Genomic DNA, 17,492 nt, shown 5'->3' with positions numbered 1-17,492 from the left:
TGCCTCCGCGGAAAGATTCTGGATTGCTTCGCTTCGCTCGCAATGACGAGTGTGGAAACAATGCCCCGCTTCATCTCTCCCCTGGCTCTCGCCCTGATCGGCATCATCCTGTTCGGCGACGGCGCCTACATCCATGCCAAAGCGTGGCTCGCGCAGGTGCTGCTGGAGCGCGCGTTCGACCGGAGCGTTGCGATCGGCGAGGTAGTCCGGCCATGGTCATGGGCCGATACCTGGCCGGTCGCGCGGATCGAGGTGAGGCGGATCGGCGCCAGCGCGATCGTGCTGGAAGGCACGAGCGGCCAGGCGCTCGCTTTTGGACCCGGCCATATCCACCAAACGGCTGATGCGGGCGAGCGCGGGGTTGCCGTATATGCAGCGCATCGCGACACACACTTCCGTTTCCTGCGGAATGTTGCCATTGGTGACCTGATCGATGTCACACGCAGTGACGGTAAACACTTCCGCTATCGCGCGGATTCCTCCGCTGTGGTTCGTTTCGATGCATCGGGTATCGGACCCGCAACGCAGGGCTTTGAGCTCGTGCTCGCAACCTGCTGGCCGTTCGACGCCGTCTCGTCCGGCCCCGAGCGCTACATCCTGCATGCCACCCTGATCAGAGCCGATGAATAGCGGTTCGCAGTCGGTTCCGTCCGGGAGCAACCGACCCCTTTGAAGCTGCGCCTGACTCTTGGGCAATCACGCTTGATGGAACCGCTGAACTGGCGCCGTCGGCCGGAGACCTATTAAGATTGGCCCATTGAGTATTTTGCGCTGCAATTTGCGAGAAGAACGGTGATGGACGAGGAGTTCAGGCAGCGTCTCGAACAGCTCGAAAACCGCGTCGCACTCCTGGAGAGGAACCAGGATCGTATTGCCGCCGGGCAAAGACGCTCCTCGCTTCGGAGCCTCTGGCGCCGCCCGCCGATGTGGACCTTCGAGCAATATCCGCCGCGCCTGCTCAACCTGACGGCTTTCCCGCCGGCGCCTGCGATCCATTCGAGTGCGCCCCGAATCGCGATGGTCACGCCGAGCTACAACCATGCGCAGTATCTCGGCGCCACGATCGACAGCATCGTCAGCCAGAACTATCCGAACCTGTATTACCACGTGCAGGACGGCGCCTCGATCGACGGCACGCTCGATCTCCTGAAGAGCCGCGGCGAAAGCCTGAGCTGGAAGAGCGAACCGGACAAGGGACAGTCCAGCGCCATCAATCTCGGCTTCGCCGGCATCGAGAGCGAGATCATGGCCTATCTCAACAGCGACGACATGCTGCTGCCCGGGACACTTGCCTATGTCGCAAATTACTTCATCGCACATCCGCATGTCGACGTCGTCTACGGCCACCGCGTCTTCGTCGATCGCGAGGGACTCGAGGTCGGCCGCGCCGTGCTGCCGCCTCATGACGGCAAGGCGTTGCGATACGCCGACTACATTCCGCAAGAGACGATGTTCTGGCGCAAGCGCGTGTGGGACAGGATCGGGCCGATCGACGAGAGCTTCCACTACGCGCTGGACTGGGACTTCATCCTGCGGGCGCAAGCCGCGGGATTCAAATTCGCACGCTTGCCGCGATTTCTCGCCTGTTTCCGAATCCATGACGCACAAAAGACGGCATCTACCTATGCGGTCGGCGTCAGGGAGATGGGCACCCTGCGGCGCCGCATTCTCGGCTACGATCCGACACAGATGCAGATCCGGCGCGCCATCGCTCCCTATCTCGCGAAGCAGATGGCCTATCACTACGCCTACAAGCTCAGCCTGCTGCGGTACTGAACGATAGCGCGAACCGTGATCCGAACATGTCGATCACCATTGGCTCGATGCGCGCTCATTCCACCGCACGGCATACCCGCCCACGTGGTTGCCAGTCCGCAGAACTCGCCATAGAACAGAGTGACGCACCGCCAACAAGAACAACAGGTGAGGTCACGCCATGGAAGCTCGCGTATCTGCTGCGTCCGGTTCATCGCACCCATGGTCCCCAACGCCCGATGCGAGCGACATCGTCAAGGGCATCCACGCCATGCTGCATCCGCGCAACATCGTGCTGGTGGGCGCGACCGACAAGCCCGGCAACTATGCCGAGCGCATCTGGAACAACCTGGTCAAATACGGCTACGAGGGCGGGCTCTATCCGGTCAATGCCAAACGCGACGCCATCTGGGGCGTCCCCTGCTACAAGGACTTTGCAAGCCTTCCGGAGAAGCCCGACCACGTGCTGGTGCTGGTGCCGGCGCGCTTTGCCGTGCAGGTGATCCGCGATGCCGCCGCGGCCGGCGCGCGCTCGGCCACCATCGTCACCTCGGGCTTCAGCGAGCTGCAGGACGAGGAGAGTCAGAAGCTCGCCGCCGAACTGCAAGCGGCCGTGCGCGAGACGGGATTGGCGGTCACCGGCCCGAACTGCCTCGGCAATTTGAGCGCCGGCGAAAAGCTCTTCACCAATATCGACGACCGTATCGTCACCATGGAACAGGGCGCGGTGGCGATTGCCGGACAATCCGGCGCCATCGTCATGGCGATCCGCCAGGCACTGGAAGATCGCGGCGTCGGGGTCGGCTACATGGTGACGACCGGCAACGAGGCCGGGCTCGAGACGCCGGACCTGATGCGCTATTTCGCCGAGGATCCGAGCATCAAGGTGATCGTGGTCTACCTCGAAGGCGTGCGCAACACCAAGGCATTCCGGGACGCCTGCAAGGCGGCGCGCGCCGCGAGCAAGCCGGTGATCGCGCTCAAGCTCGGGGCGTCCGAGGGTGGCCGCGCGGCGGCGATGGCACACACCGGCGCGCTCGCGGGCTCGATCGAGACATTCGACGCCATTGCAACGCGCGAAGGGGTCATCAGGGTCGGCGGGCTCGACGAGCTGATCGAGACCACCGAATGCTTCGTCCACGCCGCTATGCCCAGGGGCGACCGGCTCGCCGCAGTGACGCTGTCCGGCGGCAAGCGCGGCATGCTGATCGATGCCTTCGATGCAGAAGGCCTGAATTTTGCGCCACTCAGCTCGCATGTCGGCTCTGAGCTGGCAAAAATGCTCGGGCCGGGCTCGATCGTCGGCAACCCCCTCGACGCTGGCTTTGCCGCGGTGGTCGATCCCTCCGTCTACATGAAATCGATCGGACTGATGATCGACGACCCCGATATCGACATCGTCATCATCGATGCCGAGCTGCCGAAAGCGCCGCACGAGCTGCGCGAACGCAATCTGCGTATCGTCGACGAGATGGCGAGCCGGGCCTCGAAGCCGGTGATCTATATCAGCGCGATGTCGATCGGCTTCACCGAGTTCACCAAGACCTTGCGCAAGTCGCTGCCGCATCTTGCGGTCATGCAGGGCATGGATCGCGCGGTGACTGCGATCAAGTCGCTGCTCGACTACGCCAAGCTGCACAAGGAAGTGCCCGATATCGTCTCGAGCTCGAAGCCTGCCGCCCGTGCGGTGCTGGAGAAGGCGCTGAAATCGGCAACCGGCGCCGCGCTCGACGAAGTCGCATCGAAGAAGCTCCTGAAGGCCTATGGCATCCCGATCTCGAAGGAGGCAATCGTACAGACGGCAGCCGAGGCCGTGAAGATCGCGAAGCAGATCGGTTTCCCGGTCGTGGCGAAAGTCGTCAGCGCCGAGATCCTGCACAAATCCGACATCGGCGGCGTGGTGCTGAATCTTAGCAGCGCGGCCGAGGTGAAGAAAGCGTTCGCCGACATCACCGCGCGGGTGAACAGGCTGAAGGGCAAGCCGAAGCTCGACGGCATCCTGATCGCGCAACAGGTCAAGGCCGATCTCGAGCTCGTGGTCGGCGCCTCCCTCGATGCCGAGATGGGTCCGGTCGTGCTGTTCGGCACCGGCGGCATCGACATCGAGCTGATGAAGGACGTCGCGCTCGCCGGCGCGCCGCTGGACGAGACTGAGGCGAGGCATCTGATCGGCCGTACCAAGGCCGGCATCAAGATGCGCGGCTATCGTGGCAAGCCGGCCTTGCACGAGGCTTCCGCCGTGAAGGCGCTGGTCGGTCTGTCCAACCTGATCGCGGATGCCGGCGACCGGATCGCCTCGATCGACGTCAATCCGTTCCTGATCAATGCCAGGACCGGCGTCGCCGTCGATGCCCTCATCGTGCTGAACAATGCTGCAGCAAAACGCGCCGCCGGGCATTGACGTCGCGTAGGGCGGATTAGCGCAGCGTGGTCCGCCGATCCTCACGGCAGACGCGAGAGGCAGTGGCGGGTTACGCTTCGCTAACCGGCCCTACGTAACATGACGGCCGCAGCATCATCCTTCCAACTTCCCCGTTTTGACCGTAAAATCACCCTGCATGGCACGCGCGAGCAATCTGGTGATCGGAACGGCGACGCTGGTGGCGATCGCCGTGGCATTCGGCGGCCTGCTCGGCGTGCAGAAATGGCGCACCATCCAGAGCCGCAGCCAGCTGCGCGTGGTATTCGAGGGCGGCTCGGCCAGCGGGCTTCGCCGCGGCGGGCCGGTCAATTTCGACGGTGTTCCCGCGGGCCAGATCCTGTCGATCAAGCTGGACAATCCGCGCAAGGTCGTGGCGCTGGTCATGCTCGACAACACCGCGCCGATCCGCAAGGACACCGTCGCGGGCATCGAGTTCCAGGGTCTCACCGGCGTCGCCGCGATCTCGCTGATCGGGGGCGCTCCCTCCGCGCCGCCGGTGCCGCTCGACTCGGACGGCGTCCCCGTGCTGACCGCCGATCTCAGCGACGCCGAATCCATCGTCGACACCCTGCATAGTGTCGACCGTACGATCGTCAGCAACGCCCCGGCAATCAAGGAGGGCCTGCGCACGTTCGAGAACTACACCGCCGATCTCCGGAGCAAGGGCGGCGAAATCGATTCCGTCATGGCCAAGGTCGACAGCGCCTTCGCGGGCTTCGACAAGGCGGTCACGAAGATCGAGGGCGTGGTGCCCGGCTTTGCCGACGGCAAGGCGGATGAGCTGTTCGAAAAGATACAGGGATTGCACGAGCTCGCCGACACCATGAGGAAGAAATCGGCGAACTTCCTCGATGACATCCGTCGCTCGCTGCTCGACGTCAGCGAGGCCGCCAACAAGATGAGCGGGACGTCCACCCCGGCCGCCGCCCCGCGCCCGCCGCGCAAACCCGCGCAGCAGAAGCGGTAGATCCTTGCCAAGCGTAGCGGACGACGCCCTTGCCGGCGTAGGAGCGGGTGGTTGATGCCCGCCATGGCTCAGTAGTTGCTCGGAGCCGCTTCGTTCGGGATGCCGTCGATCGGGCATTCGTCGGTGCCCGGCGTCGAGCGGGTCATCGCCTCGACCATGTCCCGCGTGCCTTCGGGGTCGGCGATCCAGTTCTTGTAGAAATCATAGGGGCAGGCCGCGACGCCGCGCGGGCTCTCGCCGGAATTGATCATGCCGGTGTAGCCGCGATGGACCAGCTTGTAGAGATGGTTCTGCGACTGGCCGTTGCGGCGCGCATCGCGGATCAAATGTTTCGACAGCTGGGCGTACTGGATGCCGTAGTCCTCCTCGCCGCACTCGCCGAGGGTGCGGCCGTCGAAGCCGATGATCGCGGAGTGACCGAAATAGGAATAGACGCCGTCGAAGCCGGCAGCGTTGGCCACCGCGACATAGACGTTGTTGGCCCAAGCCATCGCCTTGGAAATCAGGATCTGCTGCTCCTTGGCCGGATACATGTAGCCCTGGCAGCGTACGATCAGCTCGGCCCCCTTCATGGCGCAGTCGCGCCAGATCTCCGGGAAGTTGCCGTCGTCGCAGATGATCAGGCTGACCTTCATTCCTTTCGGGCCGTCGGAGACATAGGTGCAATTGCCGGGATACCAGCCCTCGATCGGCACCCACGGCATGATCTTGCGGTACTTCTGCACGATCTCACCCTTGTCGTTCATCAGGATCAGGGTGTTGTAGGGCGCCTTGTGCGGATGCTCCTCGTGGCGCTCGCCGGTCAGCGAGAACACGCCCCACACCTTGGCCTTGCGGCAGGCCTCGGCAAAAATCGCGGTCTCTTCCCCGGGGACCGCACAAGCAGTCTCATACATTTCCTTGGAGTCGTACATGATGCCCTGGGTGGAGTATTCCGGGAAAATCACCAGATCCATGCCGGGCAGACCGGTCTTCATGCCCACCACCATGTCGGCGATCTTGCGGGCGTTGTCGAGCACCTCCGCCTTGGTGTGCAGACGGGGCATCTTGTAGTTGACCACCGCGACGCCGACGGTGTCGTTGCTGCTGGAGATGTCACCGTGAAGCATTTGAATTGCTCCTCTACTCTGTTTGAGATTTCCGCTTGAATCAGTGACTGATCATCCAGGGCCGCGCGGTCGGAAAACCCTTCGCGCCGCTCCTGGACTTGGTCACCAGCCGCGCCGGCTTTTTCTTGTCCGACGAGTTTTTTCCCGTTGAACAGCAGCCGCAGCCGGGGCCATGCGAGGCCTTGTATTGCGCAAGCGTCTGCGGCGCGTGCGAGCTGCGCTCGTTGACGGCGTGAGCTTTTCGTTTCTCCGAGGGCATGCAGAAGAAATTCGGCGCGGTCAGGATCACCCGCGGCGCCATGGTCTCGCAACTTGGACAGGCCTGCGGATCGTCGTATTCGGCCATCGGGCGCAGATCCTTGAACGGACCGCAATCGTCACAGAGATATTCATAGACCGGCATCGCATCATCCCTACGCTGTTGCCTGAAAGAGAAGCCATTCCGCGGCGGATGCGGGGCGGCAAATAGCCTGCCGTCCCGCATCCCGTCGCGCAGGGAGACTATTTGTCCGGCGAGATCGGCATCTGGATGTCGCCCTTGATGTGCTTGATCGGTCCGGCCGACGACGGCATCACGTCGAAATCGAAAATCTCCGTCGGGAGCCATAGCGTGGCGCAGGCGTTCGGCACGTCGACCACGCCGGAGATGTGACCTTGGACCGGCGCGGTGCCAAGGATCGAATAGGCCTGGGCGCCGGAGTAGCCGAACTTCTTCAGGTATTCGATCGCATTCAGGCAGGCCTGGCGATAGGCGATGGTAACGTCGAGATAGTGCTGCTTGCCGGCCTCGTCGACCGAGATGCCTTCGAAGATCAGATAGTCCTTGTAGTTCGGCGTAATCGGCGACGGCTTGAAGATCGGATTCTTGACACCGTACTTCGCCATGCCGTCCTTGATCACCTCGACCTTCAGATGCAGCCAGCCGGCCATCTCGATCGCACCGCAGAAAGTGATCTCACCGTCGCCCTGGCTGAAGTGCAGATCGCCCATCGAGAGACCGGCACCCGGGACGTAGACCGGGAAGTAGATCTTCGAGCCGCGCGAGAGGTCCTTGATGTCGCAATTGCCGCCGTGCTCGCGCGGCGGCACCGTGCGCGCGCCTTCGGCACCGATCTTGTCCTTGACGTCGCCCTTGGCGCGGCCTCCATGAGCGGTCGGCGCGAACGGCGGATTGGCAAGGCCGGGCACACGGGTCGGGTTGGTCGCGATCAGCTCGGCCTCGCGCTTGTTCCAGGTGTCCAGCATCTTCGGATCGGGCAGACAGCCGATCAGGCCGGGATGGATCAGGCCGGCGAAGTTGACGCCCGGAATATGCCGCGACGAGGTGTAGAGGCCCTTGATGTCCCAGATCGACTTCTGCGCCAGCGGAAAATGATCCGTGAGGAAGCCGCCGCCGTTCTGCTTGGAGAAGAAGCCGTTGAAACCCCACATGCTCTCCTTCATCGGACCGACGTCGAGCAGGTCGACGACGAGGAGGTCGCCGGGCTCGGCGCCCTTGACGCCGATCGGGCCGGAGAGGAAGTGCACGATCGACAGATCGATGTCGCGCACGTCGTCGGCAGAATCGTTGTTCTTGATGAAACCGCCGGTCCAGTCATAAGTCTCGATGATGAAATCGTCGCCGGGATTGACCCAGGCTACGATCGGAATGTCGGGGTGCCAGCGGTTGTGCACCATGTCATTTTCATAGGCCGACTTGGTGAGATCGACCTTGATCAGTGTCTCTGGCATCGAGATGCTCCCCTTTTACACGGTTGGTTAGACGGACAGATATTTCGAAACCTGCGCGGCATCGACGGCGTCGCGCGGATCGTCGCGGACGATTTCGCCGTTCTCGATCACCAGTACACGGTCGGCGATATCGAGAGCGAAGCTCAGGACCTGCTCGGACACGACGATCGAAAGCCCCTTCTCGTCGCGGATGCGCTTGAGCGTACGCGCCATTTCCTTGATGATCGACGGCTGGATGCCTTCGGTCGGCTCGTCCAGCAGCAGCACTTTTGGCTTGGTCGCCAGCGCGCGAGCGATCGCGAGTTGTTGCTGCTGGCCGCCGGAGAGATTGCCGCCACGGCGGTCCTTCATCTCCAGCAGCACCGGAAACAGTTCGTAGATGTCGCCGGGCACCTCGGTTCCGCCGGAGACCACGAGGCCGGTCTCGATGTTCTCCTTCACCGTCATGGTCGAGAAGATCATGCGGCCCTGCGGCACATAGGCGAGGCCCTTGGCCACCCGCTCGTAGCTCGGTAGGCTGCCGAGCTCGGCGCCGTCCATGGTCACCGAGCCGCTCTTCGCCGGCAGGATGCCCATCAGCGATTTCATCAGCGTGGTCTTGCCCATGCCGTTGCGGCCCATGATCGCCACGATCTCGTTGGGCGCGACCTTGACGTTGAGCCCGTGCAGCACCTCGCTCTGGCCGTAGGCGACGTGAAGATCAGAAATAGCCAGCATCGTCGCGCTCCTTAGTGACCCAGATAGACTTCGACGACCTTGGGGTCGTTCTTCACCTTCTCCATGGTTCCTTCCGAGAGGATCTGGCCCTGGTGAAGCACGGTGACCTTGTGCGCGATGTCCTCGACGAACTTCATGTCGTGCTCGATGACGAGCACCGAGCGGTTCTTGATGATGCGGTTGAGCAGCTCGGCGGTCTTGGCGCGCTCGGACACGCTCATGCCGGCGACGGGCTCGTCGAGCATCAGCAGGTCGGGGTCCTGGATCAGCAGCATGCCGATCTCGAGCCATTGCTTCTGGCCATGACTGAGCTCGGATGCATAGGTGTTGAGCTTGTCCTTGAGGAAGATCATCTCGGCGACTTCCTCGACCCGGTCCTTGACCTGCTGGTCGCGCTGGAAGGTCAGCGAGCCGAACACGGTGCGACCGCGCGGAAAGGAGATCTCGAGATTCTCGAACACGGTGAGATCCTCGAACACCGACGGCGTCTGGAACTTGCGTCCCACCCCGGCCTTGACGATCTCGTTCTCCTTCAGCTTCGTCAGCTCCGTGCCGCGAAACTGGATCGAGCCCTCGGTCGCTTTGGTCTTGCCGCAGATCAGGTCGAGCACGGTCGTCTTGCCAGCGCCGTTCGGCCCGATGATGACGCGGATTTCGTTCTCCTCGATGTAGAAGGAAAGGTCATTGACGGCTTTGAACCCGTCGAACGAGACGGTTAATCCGGAGACCGCGAGCAGGAATTCCTTGGGCTGATGTCCGACGAGCATTATCGTCTCCTCACTCTGCGGGCGCGCCGTCGGCGACCGAATTGTCTTTCCAGGCCGACTTCGACTTGCGCGAGGTGAACAAGCGGTCGATCCGCGGCTGCACGTAGTCGGCCCAGAGCCCGGACAGACCGTTCGGGAAGGCGAGCACGACCGCGATGAACAGTGCGCCGAGGCCGAACAGCCAGAGTTGCGGGAAGGACTCCGACAGGCTGGTCTTGGCGAAGTTCACCAGAATTGCCCCCCAGATCGCGCCGAAGATCGACATCCGTCCGCCGACTGCGGTGTAGATCACCATCTCGATCGACGGCACGATGCCGACAAAGGATGGCGACATGAAACCGACATTGAGCGCGAACATCGCCCCGCCGATCGCGGCGAAGACCGCGGCCATGCAGAACGCAAAGATCTTGAAGTTGGCGACGCTGTAACCGGAGAAGCGGACGCGATCCTCCTGTTCGCGCATCGCCACCAGGATGCGGCCGAGCTTGGTCAGGCGAATGAACTGCGCGATGCCGATGCAGGCGAACAGCAGCACCACTTCGACGAAGTACAGGATGACCTTGGCGTGGTCGGGCCGGATGTCCCAACCCTTGAGAGTGCGTAGGTCGGTCATGCCGTTGATGCCACCGGTGTAGCCCTGCTGACCGACGATCAGGATGGTCAGGATGGCCGCGACGGCCTGGGTGATGATCGCGAAATAGGTGCCGCCGACGCGGCGCTTGAACATCGCGGTGCCGATGATCAGCGCGAAGATGCCGGGAACCAGGATGATGGCGAGGATGGTGAAGGTGAGACTGTGAAACGGCTGCCAGAACAGCGGCAGTGACGTGATCTGATTCCAGTCCATGAAATCCGGGATGCCCGGCGTCGACTGGATTTTCGTGTTCTCGACGCTGGAGGCTTCCAGCTTGAGGAACATCGCCATGCAATAGCCGCCGAGTCCGAAGAACACGCCCTGCCCGAGACTCAGAATGCCGCCATAACCCCAGCACAGCACGAGGCCGAGTGCGACAAAGGCGTAGGTCAGATATTTCGCGACCAGATTGAGACGGAATACATCGAGCGACAGCGGCAGGATCACGAACAGCACGGCGGCCAGAACAATGAAGCCCATGAGCTCGGATCGATTGAAGAAGCGTAAGTTGATGACCATGACTTGTCTGCTTCTTGTTATTTGCGGACTTTGAGGGCGAAGAGACCCTGCGGCCGCAGCATCAGGATGCCGACGACGGCAAGCAGCGTGAGCACCTTGGCCATCGAGCCCGACAAGAAGAATTCGAGCGTCGATTGCGTCTGCGAGATCGAGAAGGCGGATGCGATGGTGCCGAGCAGGCTTGCCGCGCCGCCGAACACGACCACCAGGAACGTATCGACGATGTAGAGCTGTCCGGAGGTCGGCCCGGTCGAGCCGATCATGGTGAAGGCGCTCCCCGCCACACCGGCAATGCCGCAGCCGAGGCCGAAGGTGTAGCGATCCACCTTTTCGGTGTTGATGCCGACGGCGCCGGCCATGATGCGGTTCTGCACGACGGCGCGCACCTGCCGGCCCCAGCGCGATTTGTACATCACGTAGGCAACCCCGACGGTGATCAGGACGGTGAGGCACATCACGAAAACGCCGTTGATCGGCACTTCGATACTGTCGGTCACGTGCAGCGAGCCAAGCATCCATTGCGGCAGCTCGACGCCGACCTCGCGCGCGCCGAACACGGAGCGATAGGCCTGTTGCAGCATCAGGCTGAGGCCCCAGGTCGCAAGCAGCGTGTCGAGCGGGCGCTTGTAGAGATGCCGTATCAACACCCATTCCACCAGCATCCCCAGCGCACCGGACGCGACAAAGGCCAGGATCATCGCGAGGAAGAAGTAGCCGCTGAACAGGCTCGGCAAATAGGACTGGAAGAAATTCGAGGTCATCCAGGTGACGTAGGCCCCGAGGATCATGAACTCGCCATGGGCCATGTTGATGACGCCCATCTGGCCGAAGATGATCGCAAGACCCAGCGCCATCAGGACGTAGACGGAGAACAGGATCAGTCCTGCAAAGCCCTGCATGACGAAGATGGAGCCAAGGTCACCAAGCGAGTAGTCGCCGAACATCGATGTCCTCCGTCGGGGAAAGGGTCCCGCGTCGCGAGCAGGTTCGCGACGCGGGGGTCTTGGGCGCGGACTTGCGATCCACGCCAGGGAGAGGCTTGATCTCGAGAGAAGCCTTGGCAGGCGCCGCGTCTTGCTGGTGACCCTTACTGGTAGCCCTTGGGGAACGGATCCGGCTCGACCAGATCGGCGGTCTCGTAGATCAGTTCGAACTGGCCATCGAGCTTGGCGCGTCCCACCCGGGTCTTCGACCAGAGGTGATGATTTTCGTGGATGCGCACATAGCCTTCCGGAGCGCCCTTGAACTCGATGCCCGGCGAAGCCGCCGCGATCTTGTCGATGTCGAAGGAGCCGGCCTTCTCGACCGTCAACTTCCACAGCCACGGGCCGAGATAGGCAGCCTGGGTGACGTCTCCGATCACCGTCTTCTCGCCCCACATCTTCTTGAACGCGGGCACGAAGGCCTTGTTGTTCGGATTGTCGAGCGACTGAAAGTACTTCATGCAGGCATAGGCGCCCGCGATGTTCTCACCGCCAATACCGTCGATCTCGTCTTCGGTCACCGAGATCGTCAGCAGCGCCTGCTTGGAGAGGTCGATGCCGGCGGCCTTGAGCTGCTTGTAGAACGCGACGTTCGAGCCGCCGACGACGTCGGTGAAGATCACGTCGGGCTTGGTCAGCTTGATCTTGTTGATGACCGAGTTGAACTGGGTGTTGCCGAGCGGATAGTACTCCTCGCCGACGACCTTGCCCTTCAGCACGTTCTCGACATGCTTGCGCGCGATCTTGTTCGAGGTGCGCGGCCAGATGTAGTCGGAGCCGATGAAGAAGAACGACTTCGCGCCCTTCTCCTTGGCGATCCAGTTCAGGCCGGCGAGGATCTGCTGAGTGGCTTCCTGGCCGGTGTAGATCACGTTCTTGGACTGCTCGAGACCTTCGTAGAAGGTCGGGTAATAGAGCATGCCGTTGTACTGCTCCATGACCGGCAGCACGGCCTTGCGGGATGCCGAGGTCCAGCAGCCCATGATCGCCGCGACCTTGTCATTGACGAGCAACTTCTTGGCCTTTTCGGCAAAGGTCGGCCAGTCGCTGGCGCCGTCTTCCTGGATGAACTTGATCTTGCGCCCGAGCACGCCGCCCATAGCGTTAATCTGCTCGATGGCGAGCTTTTCGGCTTCGATCGAGCCGGTCTCGGAGATGGCCATGGTGCCGGTCGCCGAATGCAGGATGCCGACCGTCACCTCGGTGTCAGTGACCGCGAGGCCCGTGGTATTGACCGCCGAGGTCGCCGGGGCCTGCGCAAAAGATGCTCGCGGCAGCATCGTGATGGCCGGCACGGCGGCCATTCCCATCAATAATTTGCGCCGGAGCGGCGACAACAGGCCCTTGTTTGCTTCGTCTGACATGAGCACCCCACTTTTGTTCGAGGACACGCGATTGGTGCCGTGAGGATGGCTCGAATTTGTGCAGCGCAAGCATACGCAAGATCGCGTATACTGCACCGCAAAATACCGACGTAGGCTTTTGGTACGGAATTTGCGAGGGGTCCGGCGAGTTCGGGAGTGGGAGTGGGGCTGAAGTGGCAGGGCGGCAGCGAATAGACCGCGTCAGGCGCCAGTACAACCAATGGGTTGCCAACCAGACGCTGGAAGACTACGCGCTGCGCTTCACCGCCAAGAGTGCGCGCCGTTGGTCCGCCGCCCGCGTCGCCAATACAGCACTCGGCGCCATCTCCTTTCTGGCGCTGGAGGCGATCGGCGGCACCATCACGCTGAACTATGGCGTCACCAACGCCAGCGCCGCGATCCTCGTCGTCTCCACCATCATCTTCTGCTGCGGCGTGCCGATCGCCTATTACGCAGCCAAATGTGGCATCGACATTGATCTGCTCACCCGCGGCGCCGGCTTCGGCTATATCGGTTCGACCGTCACCTCGCTCATCTACGCCTCCTTCACGTTCATCTTCTTCGCCATCGAGGCGGTGATCCTGGCGACGGCGCTCGAGATGTGCTTCGGCATTCCGCGCCCGATCGGCTACCTCATCAGCGCCGTCGCGATCATCCCGCTTGTCACCTACGGCATCACGCTGATCAGCCGCTTCCAGCTCTGGACGCAGCCGATCTGGATCATCCTGCACATCCTGCCCTTCGCCGCGATCGCCTGGGCCAACCCCTATTCGTTCACGGAGTGGCGCAAATTCGCCGGCGAGCACGGCGACCCCAGCGGGCATTTCGATCTGTTGCTGTTCGGTGTCGCATCCTCAGTGGTGTTTTCGCTGGTGGCCCAGATCGGCGAGCAGGTCGACTTCCTCAGGTTCCTGCCGCGCGACCGCCGCACGTCGCGAACGTCGTGGTGGGCCGCCCTGCTGATCGCGGGCCCCGGCTGGATCATCTTCGGCGCGCTGAAACTGCTGCTGGGCTCGTTTCTCGCTTTCTTCGCGCTGAGCCACGGTCTCTCCAGCGAGCTGGCGGCCGAGCCCGCGCACATGTATCTCGAAGCGTTTCGCTACGTGCTGTCGCAGCCGGACATGGCCTTGGCACTCACCGGCGCGTTCGTGATCCTGTCGCAGCTCAAGATCAACGTCACCAATGCCTATGCCGGCTCGATCGCCTGGTCGAACTTCTTCTCGCGTCTGACGCATAGCCATCCCGGCCGGGTTGTCTGGCTGGTGTTCAACGTGATGGTGGCGCTGCTGTTGATGGAGATCGGCGTCTACAAGGCGCTGGAGCAGACGCTCGCGCTCTATTCCAATGTCGCGATCGCCTGGGTCGGCGCGCTGGTGTCCGATCTCGTGGTCAACAAGCCGCTCGGCCTGCGCCCGCCGCAGATGGAGTTCAAGCGCGCCCACCTCTACGACATCAACCCGGTCGGCGTCGGCGCGATGACGATCGCGACCATCGTCTCGATCGCGGCGTTCTACGGCCTGTTCGGCTCGACCATGAAAGCGCTCGCGGCCTTTGTCGCCCTGACGGTCGCCTTCGTCGCCGCGCCTGTCATCGCCTGGCTCACCGACGGAAAATACTACATCGCGCGCAAGCCGAAGAGGAGCTGGGCCAATATCGAATCGATCCAGTGCTGCATCTGCGAGCACCATTTCGAGCCGGAGGACATGACCTCCTGTCCCGCCTATGCCGGCCCGATCTGCTCGCTATGCTGCTCGCTCGATGCGCGCTGCCACGACCTGTGCAAACCGCATGCGCGCGCGCAGGTACAGTTCGCCGACGCGCTCGCCAGGATCCTGCCGCAGTCGATCTATCAGCGGATCAACTCGCAGTTCGGCCACTACATTGGTGTGTTCGTGGTCTCCGCGGGCCTCGTCGCGCTGGTGCTGGGGCTGATCTATCTCCAGACCTCGGTCAGCGTGCCTGGCGAGAACATGCTCGTCTCCAACGTGCTCTGGAAAGTGTTCTTCTCGCTCAGCATCATCATCGGCGTCGTGGCCTGGCTGTTCGTGCTGGCGCAGCAGAGCCGACGGGCCGCCGAGGCCGAGACCCGGCGCCAGACCACGCTGCTGATCCAGGAGATCGACGCGCACAAGCGCACCGACGCCGAGCTCCAGCGCGCCAAGGAAATCGCCGAATCCGCCAACCTCGCGAAGAGCCGCTATGTGGTGGGCCTGAGCCACGAGCTGCGCTCGCCGCTGAATGCGATCAGCGGCTATGCCCAACTCCTGGAGCAGGACGCGACGCTCAACACCAAGCCGCGCGACCAGGTGCGCGTCGTCCGCCGCAGCGCCGATCACCTCTCCGGCCTGATCGACGGCATTCTGGACATCTCCAAGATCGAGGCGGGGAGGCTGTACCTGTCGCGCGACGAGGTGCGCTTGACCGAATTCCTCGACCAGCTCGTCGGCATGTTCCGCCTCCAGGCCGCTGCCAAGGGTATCGACTTCGTGTTCAGGCGGCCGGCGCATTTGCCGGTCGTGGTCTATGCCGACGAAAAGCGGCTGCGCCAAGTGCTGATCAATCTGCTGTCCAACGCGATCAAATTCACTCAGACCGGCAGCGTGCAGTTCGTGGTGCATTATCGCAGCCCGGTCGCGGAGTTCGAGGTCATCGACACCGGCCCCGGCATCCAGGGCGACGATCTCGAACGCATCTTCGCCCCCTTCGAACGCGGCGCGCTCGGTGTCTCGCAGCCGCAGACCGGCACTGGGCTCGGCCTGACCATCAGCCGGCTGCTCGCCGGCGTCATGGGCGGCGACATCAAGGTCTTGAGCACGGTCGGCAGCGGCAGCACGTTCAAGGTCAAGATGCTGCTATCGGAAGTCACCAATCCGCAGCGCATTGCGCCGGTGGAGGCCCCGATCTCCGGCTATCACGGCGCGCGCAAGACCATCCTCATCACCGACGACGATCCCGTGCATCGCGACCTCCTGCGCGAGGTGCTGACACCACTCGGTTTCATCCTGCTGAGCGCCCCCGACGGACCTGGCTGCCTGGCGCTGGCCCAGCACTGCCGGCCCGATCTGTTCCTGCTCGACATCTCCATGCCGGGCATGGACGGCTGGACGGTCGCGGAGACGCTGCGTGCGAATGGCCACCACCAGGCGCGCATCCTGATGGTGTCGGCCAGCGCGCTCGAGGCCCACGGCACACCGCTGGCGCAACCCTTTCACGACGGCTATCTGATGAAGCCGATCGACATTCCCAGGCTTTTGGAAAGCATCCGCCAGCTTCTCAAGATCGAATGGCAATACGGCTCGGACGAGATCGCCGTGCCGCTATGGCGGCCGGAGAGCGGCTCGCGGCCGCCTGTACGGCACATCGAGGCGCTGATCGGGCTCGGTCAGATCGGCTACGTCAAGGCTATCCAGTTGAAGCTGGACGAGATCGGCAGTGAGCACCCTGAACATGCCGACTTCGTCGCGGAAATGCGGTCGCTGATCGATCGCTTCGATCTCGACCAGTACATGGCCACATTGAAGACGTTGCATGCGTATGAGCACTGAGTCGAAAAAGCGCGACGTCGCGCTCGTCGTCGACGACTCCCCGGAGACGCTACGGCTGCTCACCGACGCGCTCGACAGCGCCGGGATGACGGTGATGGTGGCGCTCGACGGCGCGGCCGCGATGCGCATCGTCGACCAGATCACGCCTGACATCGTGCTGCTCGACGCGGTCATGCCAGGCATGGACGGGTTCGAGACCTGCCGCCGCCTCAAGCGCGACGCGGGCCTCGCCAATGTCCCGGTGATATTCATGACGGGGCTCGCCGAGACCGAGCACATCGTGCGCGGGCTGGAGGCCGGCGGCGTCGACTACGTGACGAAGCCGATCGTGATCGAGGAGATGCTGGCGCGCATCCGCGTTCATCTCGGCAATGCGCGGCTGACGCAAAGCGCACGCGCCGCGCTCGACGTCTCCGGTCGATTCCTGTTCGCCGTCAATCGCCAGGGCAACGTGCTGTGGGCGACCCCGCAGGCGCAGAAGCTGCTGGCGGACCACCACGGCGCACAGGCCGACGACGACTTCGTCCTGCCGGTATCATTGCTGCAATGGCTGGAGCAGGCGAAGGGCAAGGGCAGCTCGAAGTCTCAGGCGGCTTCCTTGCCCGACAATCCTCAACTCCGGTTGTACTACATGGGCGAGACCGCGCCGAACGAGTTCCTGCTGCGACTCTCCAAGGAGTCCGGCACGGCGCCGCCGCCCGAATTCACCAGCGAGCTTGGCCTCACCACCCGCGAAGGCGAGGTGCTGGCCTGGCTCAGCAAGGGCAAGACCAACCGCGACATCGCGCAGATTCTGGGCTTGAGCCCGCGCACGGTCGACAAGCACCTCGAGCAGATCTACGCCAAGCTCGGCGTGGAGAACCGGACGGCTGCGGCGGCGATTGCGACGAATGCGACGAGAAGGAATTCGTAGCGGTGCTGCAGGTGAGTTGAGACCTGCCCACCCAATAACCAGTGTCGTCCCGGCGCAGGCCGGGAC

Annotated in this window: 14 protein-coding genes; 6 read left to right on the top strand and 8 right to left on the bottom strand. The window is 62.9% G+C overall.

Annotation, left to right across the window (positions count from 1 at the left end):
* Positions 1 to 60 precede the first annotated feature (60 nt).
* The 4 genes from JQ591_RS07065 (at position 61) to JQ591_RS07050 (ending at position 5,144) form a co-directional block, all read left to right on the top strand.
* Positions 61 to 630, top strand: coding sequence for a class GN sortase (locus JQ591_RS07065; RefSeq protein ID WP_211395290.1), 570 nt, complete (start codon positions 61 to 63; stop codon positions 628 to 630).
* Positions 631 to 795: 165 nt separating this feature from the next.
* A complete protein-coding gene (locus tag JQ591_RS07060) occupies positions 796 to 1,776 on the top strand; it encodes a glycosyltransferase family 2 protein (RefSeq protein ID WP_211395289.1) in 981 nt (326 codons plus the stop codon).
* 160 nt (positions 1,777 to 1,936) lie between these two features.
* Positions 1,937 to 4,156, top strand: coding sequence for an acetate--CoA ligase family protein (locus JQ591_RS07055; protein WP_211395288.1), 2,220 nt, complete (start codon positions 1,937 to 1,939; stop codon positions 4,154 to 4,156).
* 157 nt (positions 4,157 to 4,313) lie between these two features.
* On the top strand, positions 4,314 to 5,144 hold the full coding sequence (locus JQ591_RS07050) for an MlaD family protein (protein ID WP_211395287.1): 831 nt from the start codon (positions 4,314 to 4,316) through the stop codon (positions 5,142 to 5,144).
* Between the two features lie 68 nt (positions 5,145 to 5,212).
* Here JQ591_RS07050 and JQ591_RS07045 read toward each other — a convergent pair whose 3' ends face one another.
* The 8 genes from JQ591_RS07045 to urtA all read right to left on the bottom strand — a co-directional run bounded on the left by JQ591_RS07045 (position 5,213) and on the right by urtA (position 12,968).
* On the bottom strand, positions 5,213 to 6,253 hold the full coding sequence (locus tag JQ591_RS07045) for an aliphatic amidase (RefSeq protein ID WP_211395286.1): 1,041 nt from the start codon (positions 6,251 to 6,253) through the stop codon (positions 5,213 to 5,215).
* A gap of 40 nt (positions 6,254 to 6,293) precedes the next feature.
* A complete protein-coding gene (locus JQ591_RS07040; protein WP_211395285.1) occupies positions 6,294 to 6,656 on the bottom strand; it encodes an FmdB family zinc ribbon protein in 363 nt (120 codons plus the stop codon).
* Between the two features lie 98 nt (positions 6,657 to 6,754).
* On the bottom strand, positions 6,755 to 7,984 hold the full coding sequence (gene fmdA / locus JQ591_RS07035) for a formamidase (RefSeq protein WP_007615916.1): 1,230 nt from the start codon (positions 7,982 to 7,984) through the stop codon (positions 6,755 to 6,757).
* 27 nt (positions 7,985 to 8,011) lie between these two features.
* The gene (urtE, locus tag JQ591_RS07030) at positions 8,012 to 8,701 is read right to left on the bottom strand and encodes an urea ABC transporter ATP-binding subunit UrtE (protein ID WP_027514532.1); all 690 of its coding nucleotides are present in this window, start codon (positions 8,699 to 8,701) and stop codon (positions 8,012 to 8,014) included.
* A gap of 11 nt (positions 8,702 to 8,712) precedes the next feature.
* Complete coding sequence (gene urtD, locus JQ591_RS07025; RefSeq protein WP_211395284.1) at positions 8,713 to 9,468, bottom strand: urea ABC transporter ATP-binding protein UrtD; 756 nt, start codon at positions 9,466 to 9,468, stop codon at positions 8,713 to 8,715.
* A 10-nt stretch (positions 9,469 to 9,478) separates the two neighbouring features.
* Positions 9,479 to 10,621 (bottom strand): urea ABC transporter permease subunit UrtC, encoded by a 1,143-nt coding sequence (gene urtC, locus JQ591_RS07020; protein ID WP_211395283.1) that lies wholly within the window; start codon positions 10,619 to 10,621, stop codon positions 9,479 to 9,481.
* Between the two features lie 17 nt (positions 10,622 to 10,638).
* Complete coding sequence (gene urtB, locus JQ591_RS07015; RefSeq protein ID WP_211395282.1) at positions 10,639 to 11,565, bottom strand: urea ABC transporter permease subunit UrtB; 927 nt, start codon at positions 11,563 to 11,565, stop codon at positions 10,639 to 10,641.
* Between the two features lie 143 nt (positions 11,566 to 11,708).
* Positions 11,709 to 12,968, bottom strand: coding sequence for an urea ABC transporter substrate-binding protein (urtA, locus tag JQ591_RS07010; protein WP_211395281.1), 1,260 nt, complete (start codon positions 12,966 to 12,968; stop codon positions 11,709 to 11,711).
* A gap of 173 nt (positions 12,969 to 13,141) precedes the next feature.
* On the opposite strand from urtA, the gene JQ591_RS07005 reads away from it, so the two are divergent.
* Complete coding sequence (locus tag JQ591_RS07005; protein ID WP_211395280.1) at positions 13,142 to 16,513, top strand: hybrid sensor histidine kinase/response regulator; 3,372 nt, start codon at positions 13,142 to 13,144, stop codon at positions 16,511 to 16,513.
* Positions 16,497 to 17,426 carry a response regulator gene (locus JQ591_RS07000; RefSeq protein WP_211395279.1) on the top strand — a complete coding sequence of 310 codons (930 nt, stop codon included), beginning with the start codon at positions 16,497 to 16,499 and terminating at the stop codon, positions 17,424 to 17,426. Before JQ591_RS07005 ends, JQ591_RS07000 begins: the two co-directional genes overlap by 17 nt.
* Positions 17,427 to 17,492: the final 66 nt, after the last annotated feature.

The sequence above is a fragment of the Bradyrhizobium canariense genome (assembly GCF_018130465.1).
GTDB classification, from domain to species: domain Bacteria; phylum Pseudomonadota; class Alphaproteobacteria; order Rhizobiales; family Xanthobacteraceae; genus Bradyrhizobium; species Bradyrhizobium canariense_C.
Note: the sequence above shows the minus strand (reverse complement) of the source record. Positions and strands in the feature narration are given on the sequence as shown.

Bases quoted from the DNA above. Each gene is read 5' to 3' on its own strand.
- urtE (WP_027514532.1), bottom strand. From the start codon at position 8,701: ATGCTGGCTATTTCTGATCTTCACGTCGCCTACGGCCAGAGCGAGGTG.
- JQ591_RS07050 (WP_211395287.1), top strand. From the start codon at position 4,314: ATGGCACGCGCGAGCAATCTGGTGATCGGAACGGCGACGCTGGTGGCG.
- JQ591_RS07045 (WP_211395286.1), bottom strand. From the start codon at position 6,253: ATGCTTCACGGTGACATCTCCAGCAGCAACGACACCGTCGGCGTCGCG.
- JQ591_RS07060 (WP_211395289.1), top strand. From the start codon at position 796: ATGGACGAGGAGTTCAGGCAGCGTCTCGAACAGCTCGAAAACCGCGTC.
- urtB (WP_211395282.1), bottom strand. From the start codon at position 11,565: ATGTTCGGCGACTACTCGCTTGGTGACCTTGGCTCCATCTTCGTCATG.
- JQ591_RS07065 (WP_211395290.1), top strand. From the start codon at position 61: ATGCCCCGCTTCATCTCTCCCCTGGCTCTCGCCCTGATCGGCATCATC.
- urtD (WP_211395284.1), bottom strand. From the start codon at position 9,468: ATGCTCGTCGGACATCAGCCCAAGGAATTCCTGCTCGCGGTCTCCGGA.
- JQ591_RS07055 (WP_211395288.1), top strand. From the start codon at position 1,937: ATGGAAGCTCGCGTATCTGCTGCGTCCGGTTCATCGCACCCATGGTCC.
- JQ591_RS07000 (WP_211395279.1), top strand. From the start codon at position 16,497: ATGCGTATGAGCACTGAGTCGAAAAAGCGCGACGTCGCGCTCGTCGTC.
- JQ591_RS07040 (WP_211395285.1), bottom strand. From the start codon at position 6,656: ATGCCGGTCTATGAATATCTCTGTGACGATTGCGGTCCGTTCAAGGAT.
- urtC (WP_211395283.1), bottom strand. From the start codon at position 10,621: ATGGTCATCAACTTACGCTTCTTCAATCGATCCGAGCTCATGGGCTTC.
- fmdA (WP_007615916.1), bottom strand. From the start codon at position 7,984: ATGCCAGAGACACTGATCAAGGTCGATCTCACCAAGTCGGCCTATGAA.
- urtA (WP_211395281.1), bottom strand. From the start codon at position 12,968: ATGTCAGACGAAGCAAACAAGGGCCTGTTGTCGCCGCTCCGGCGCAAA.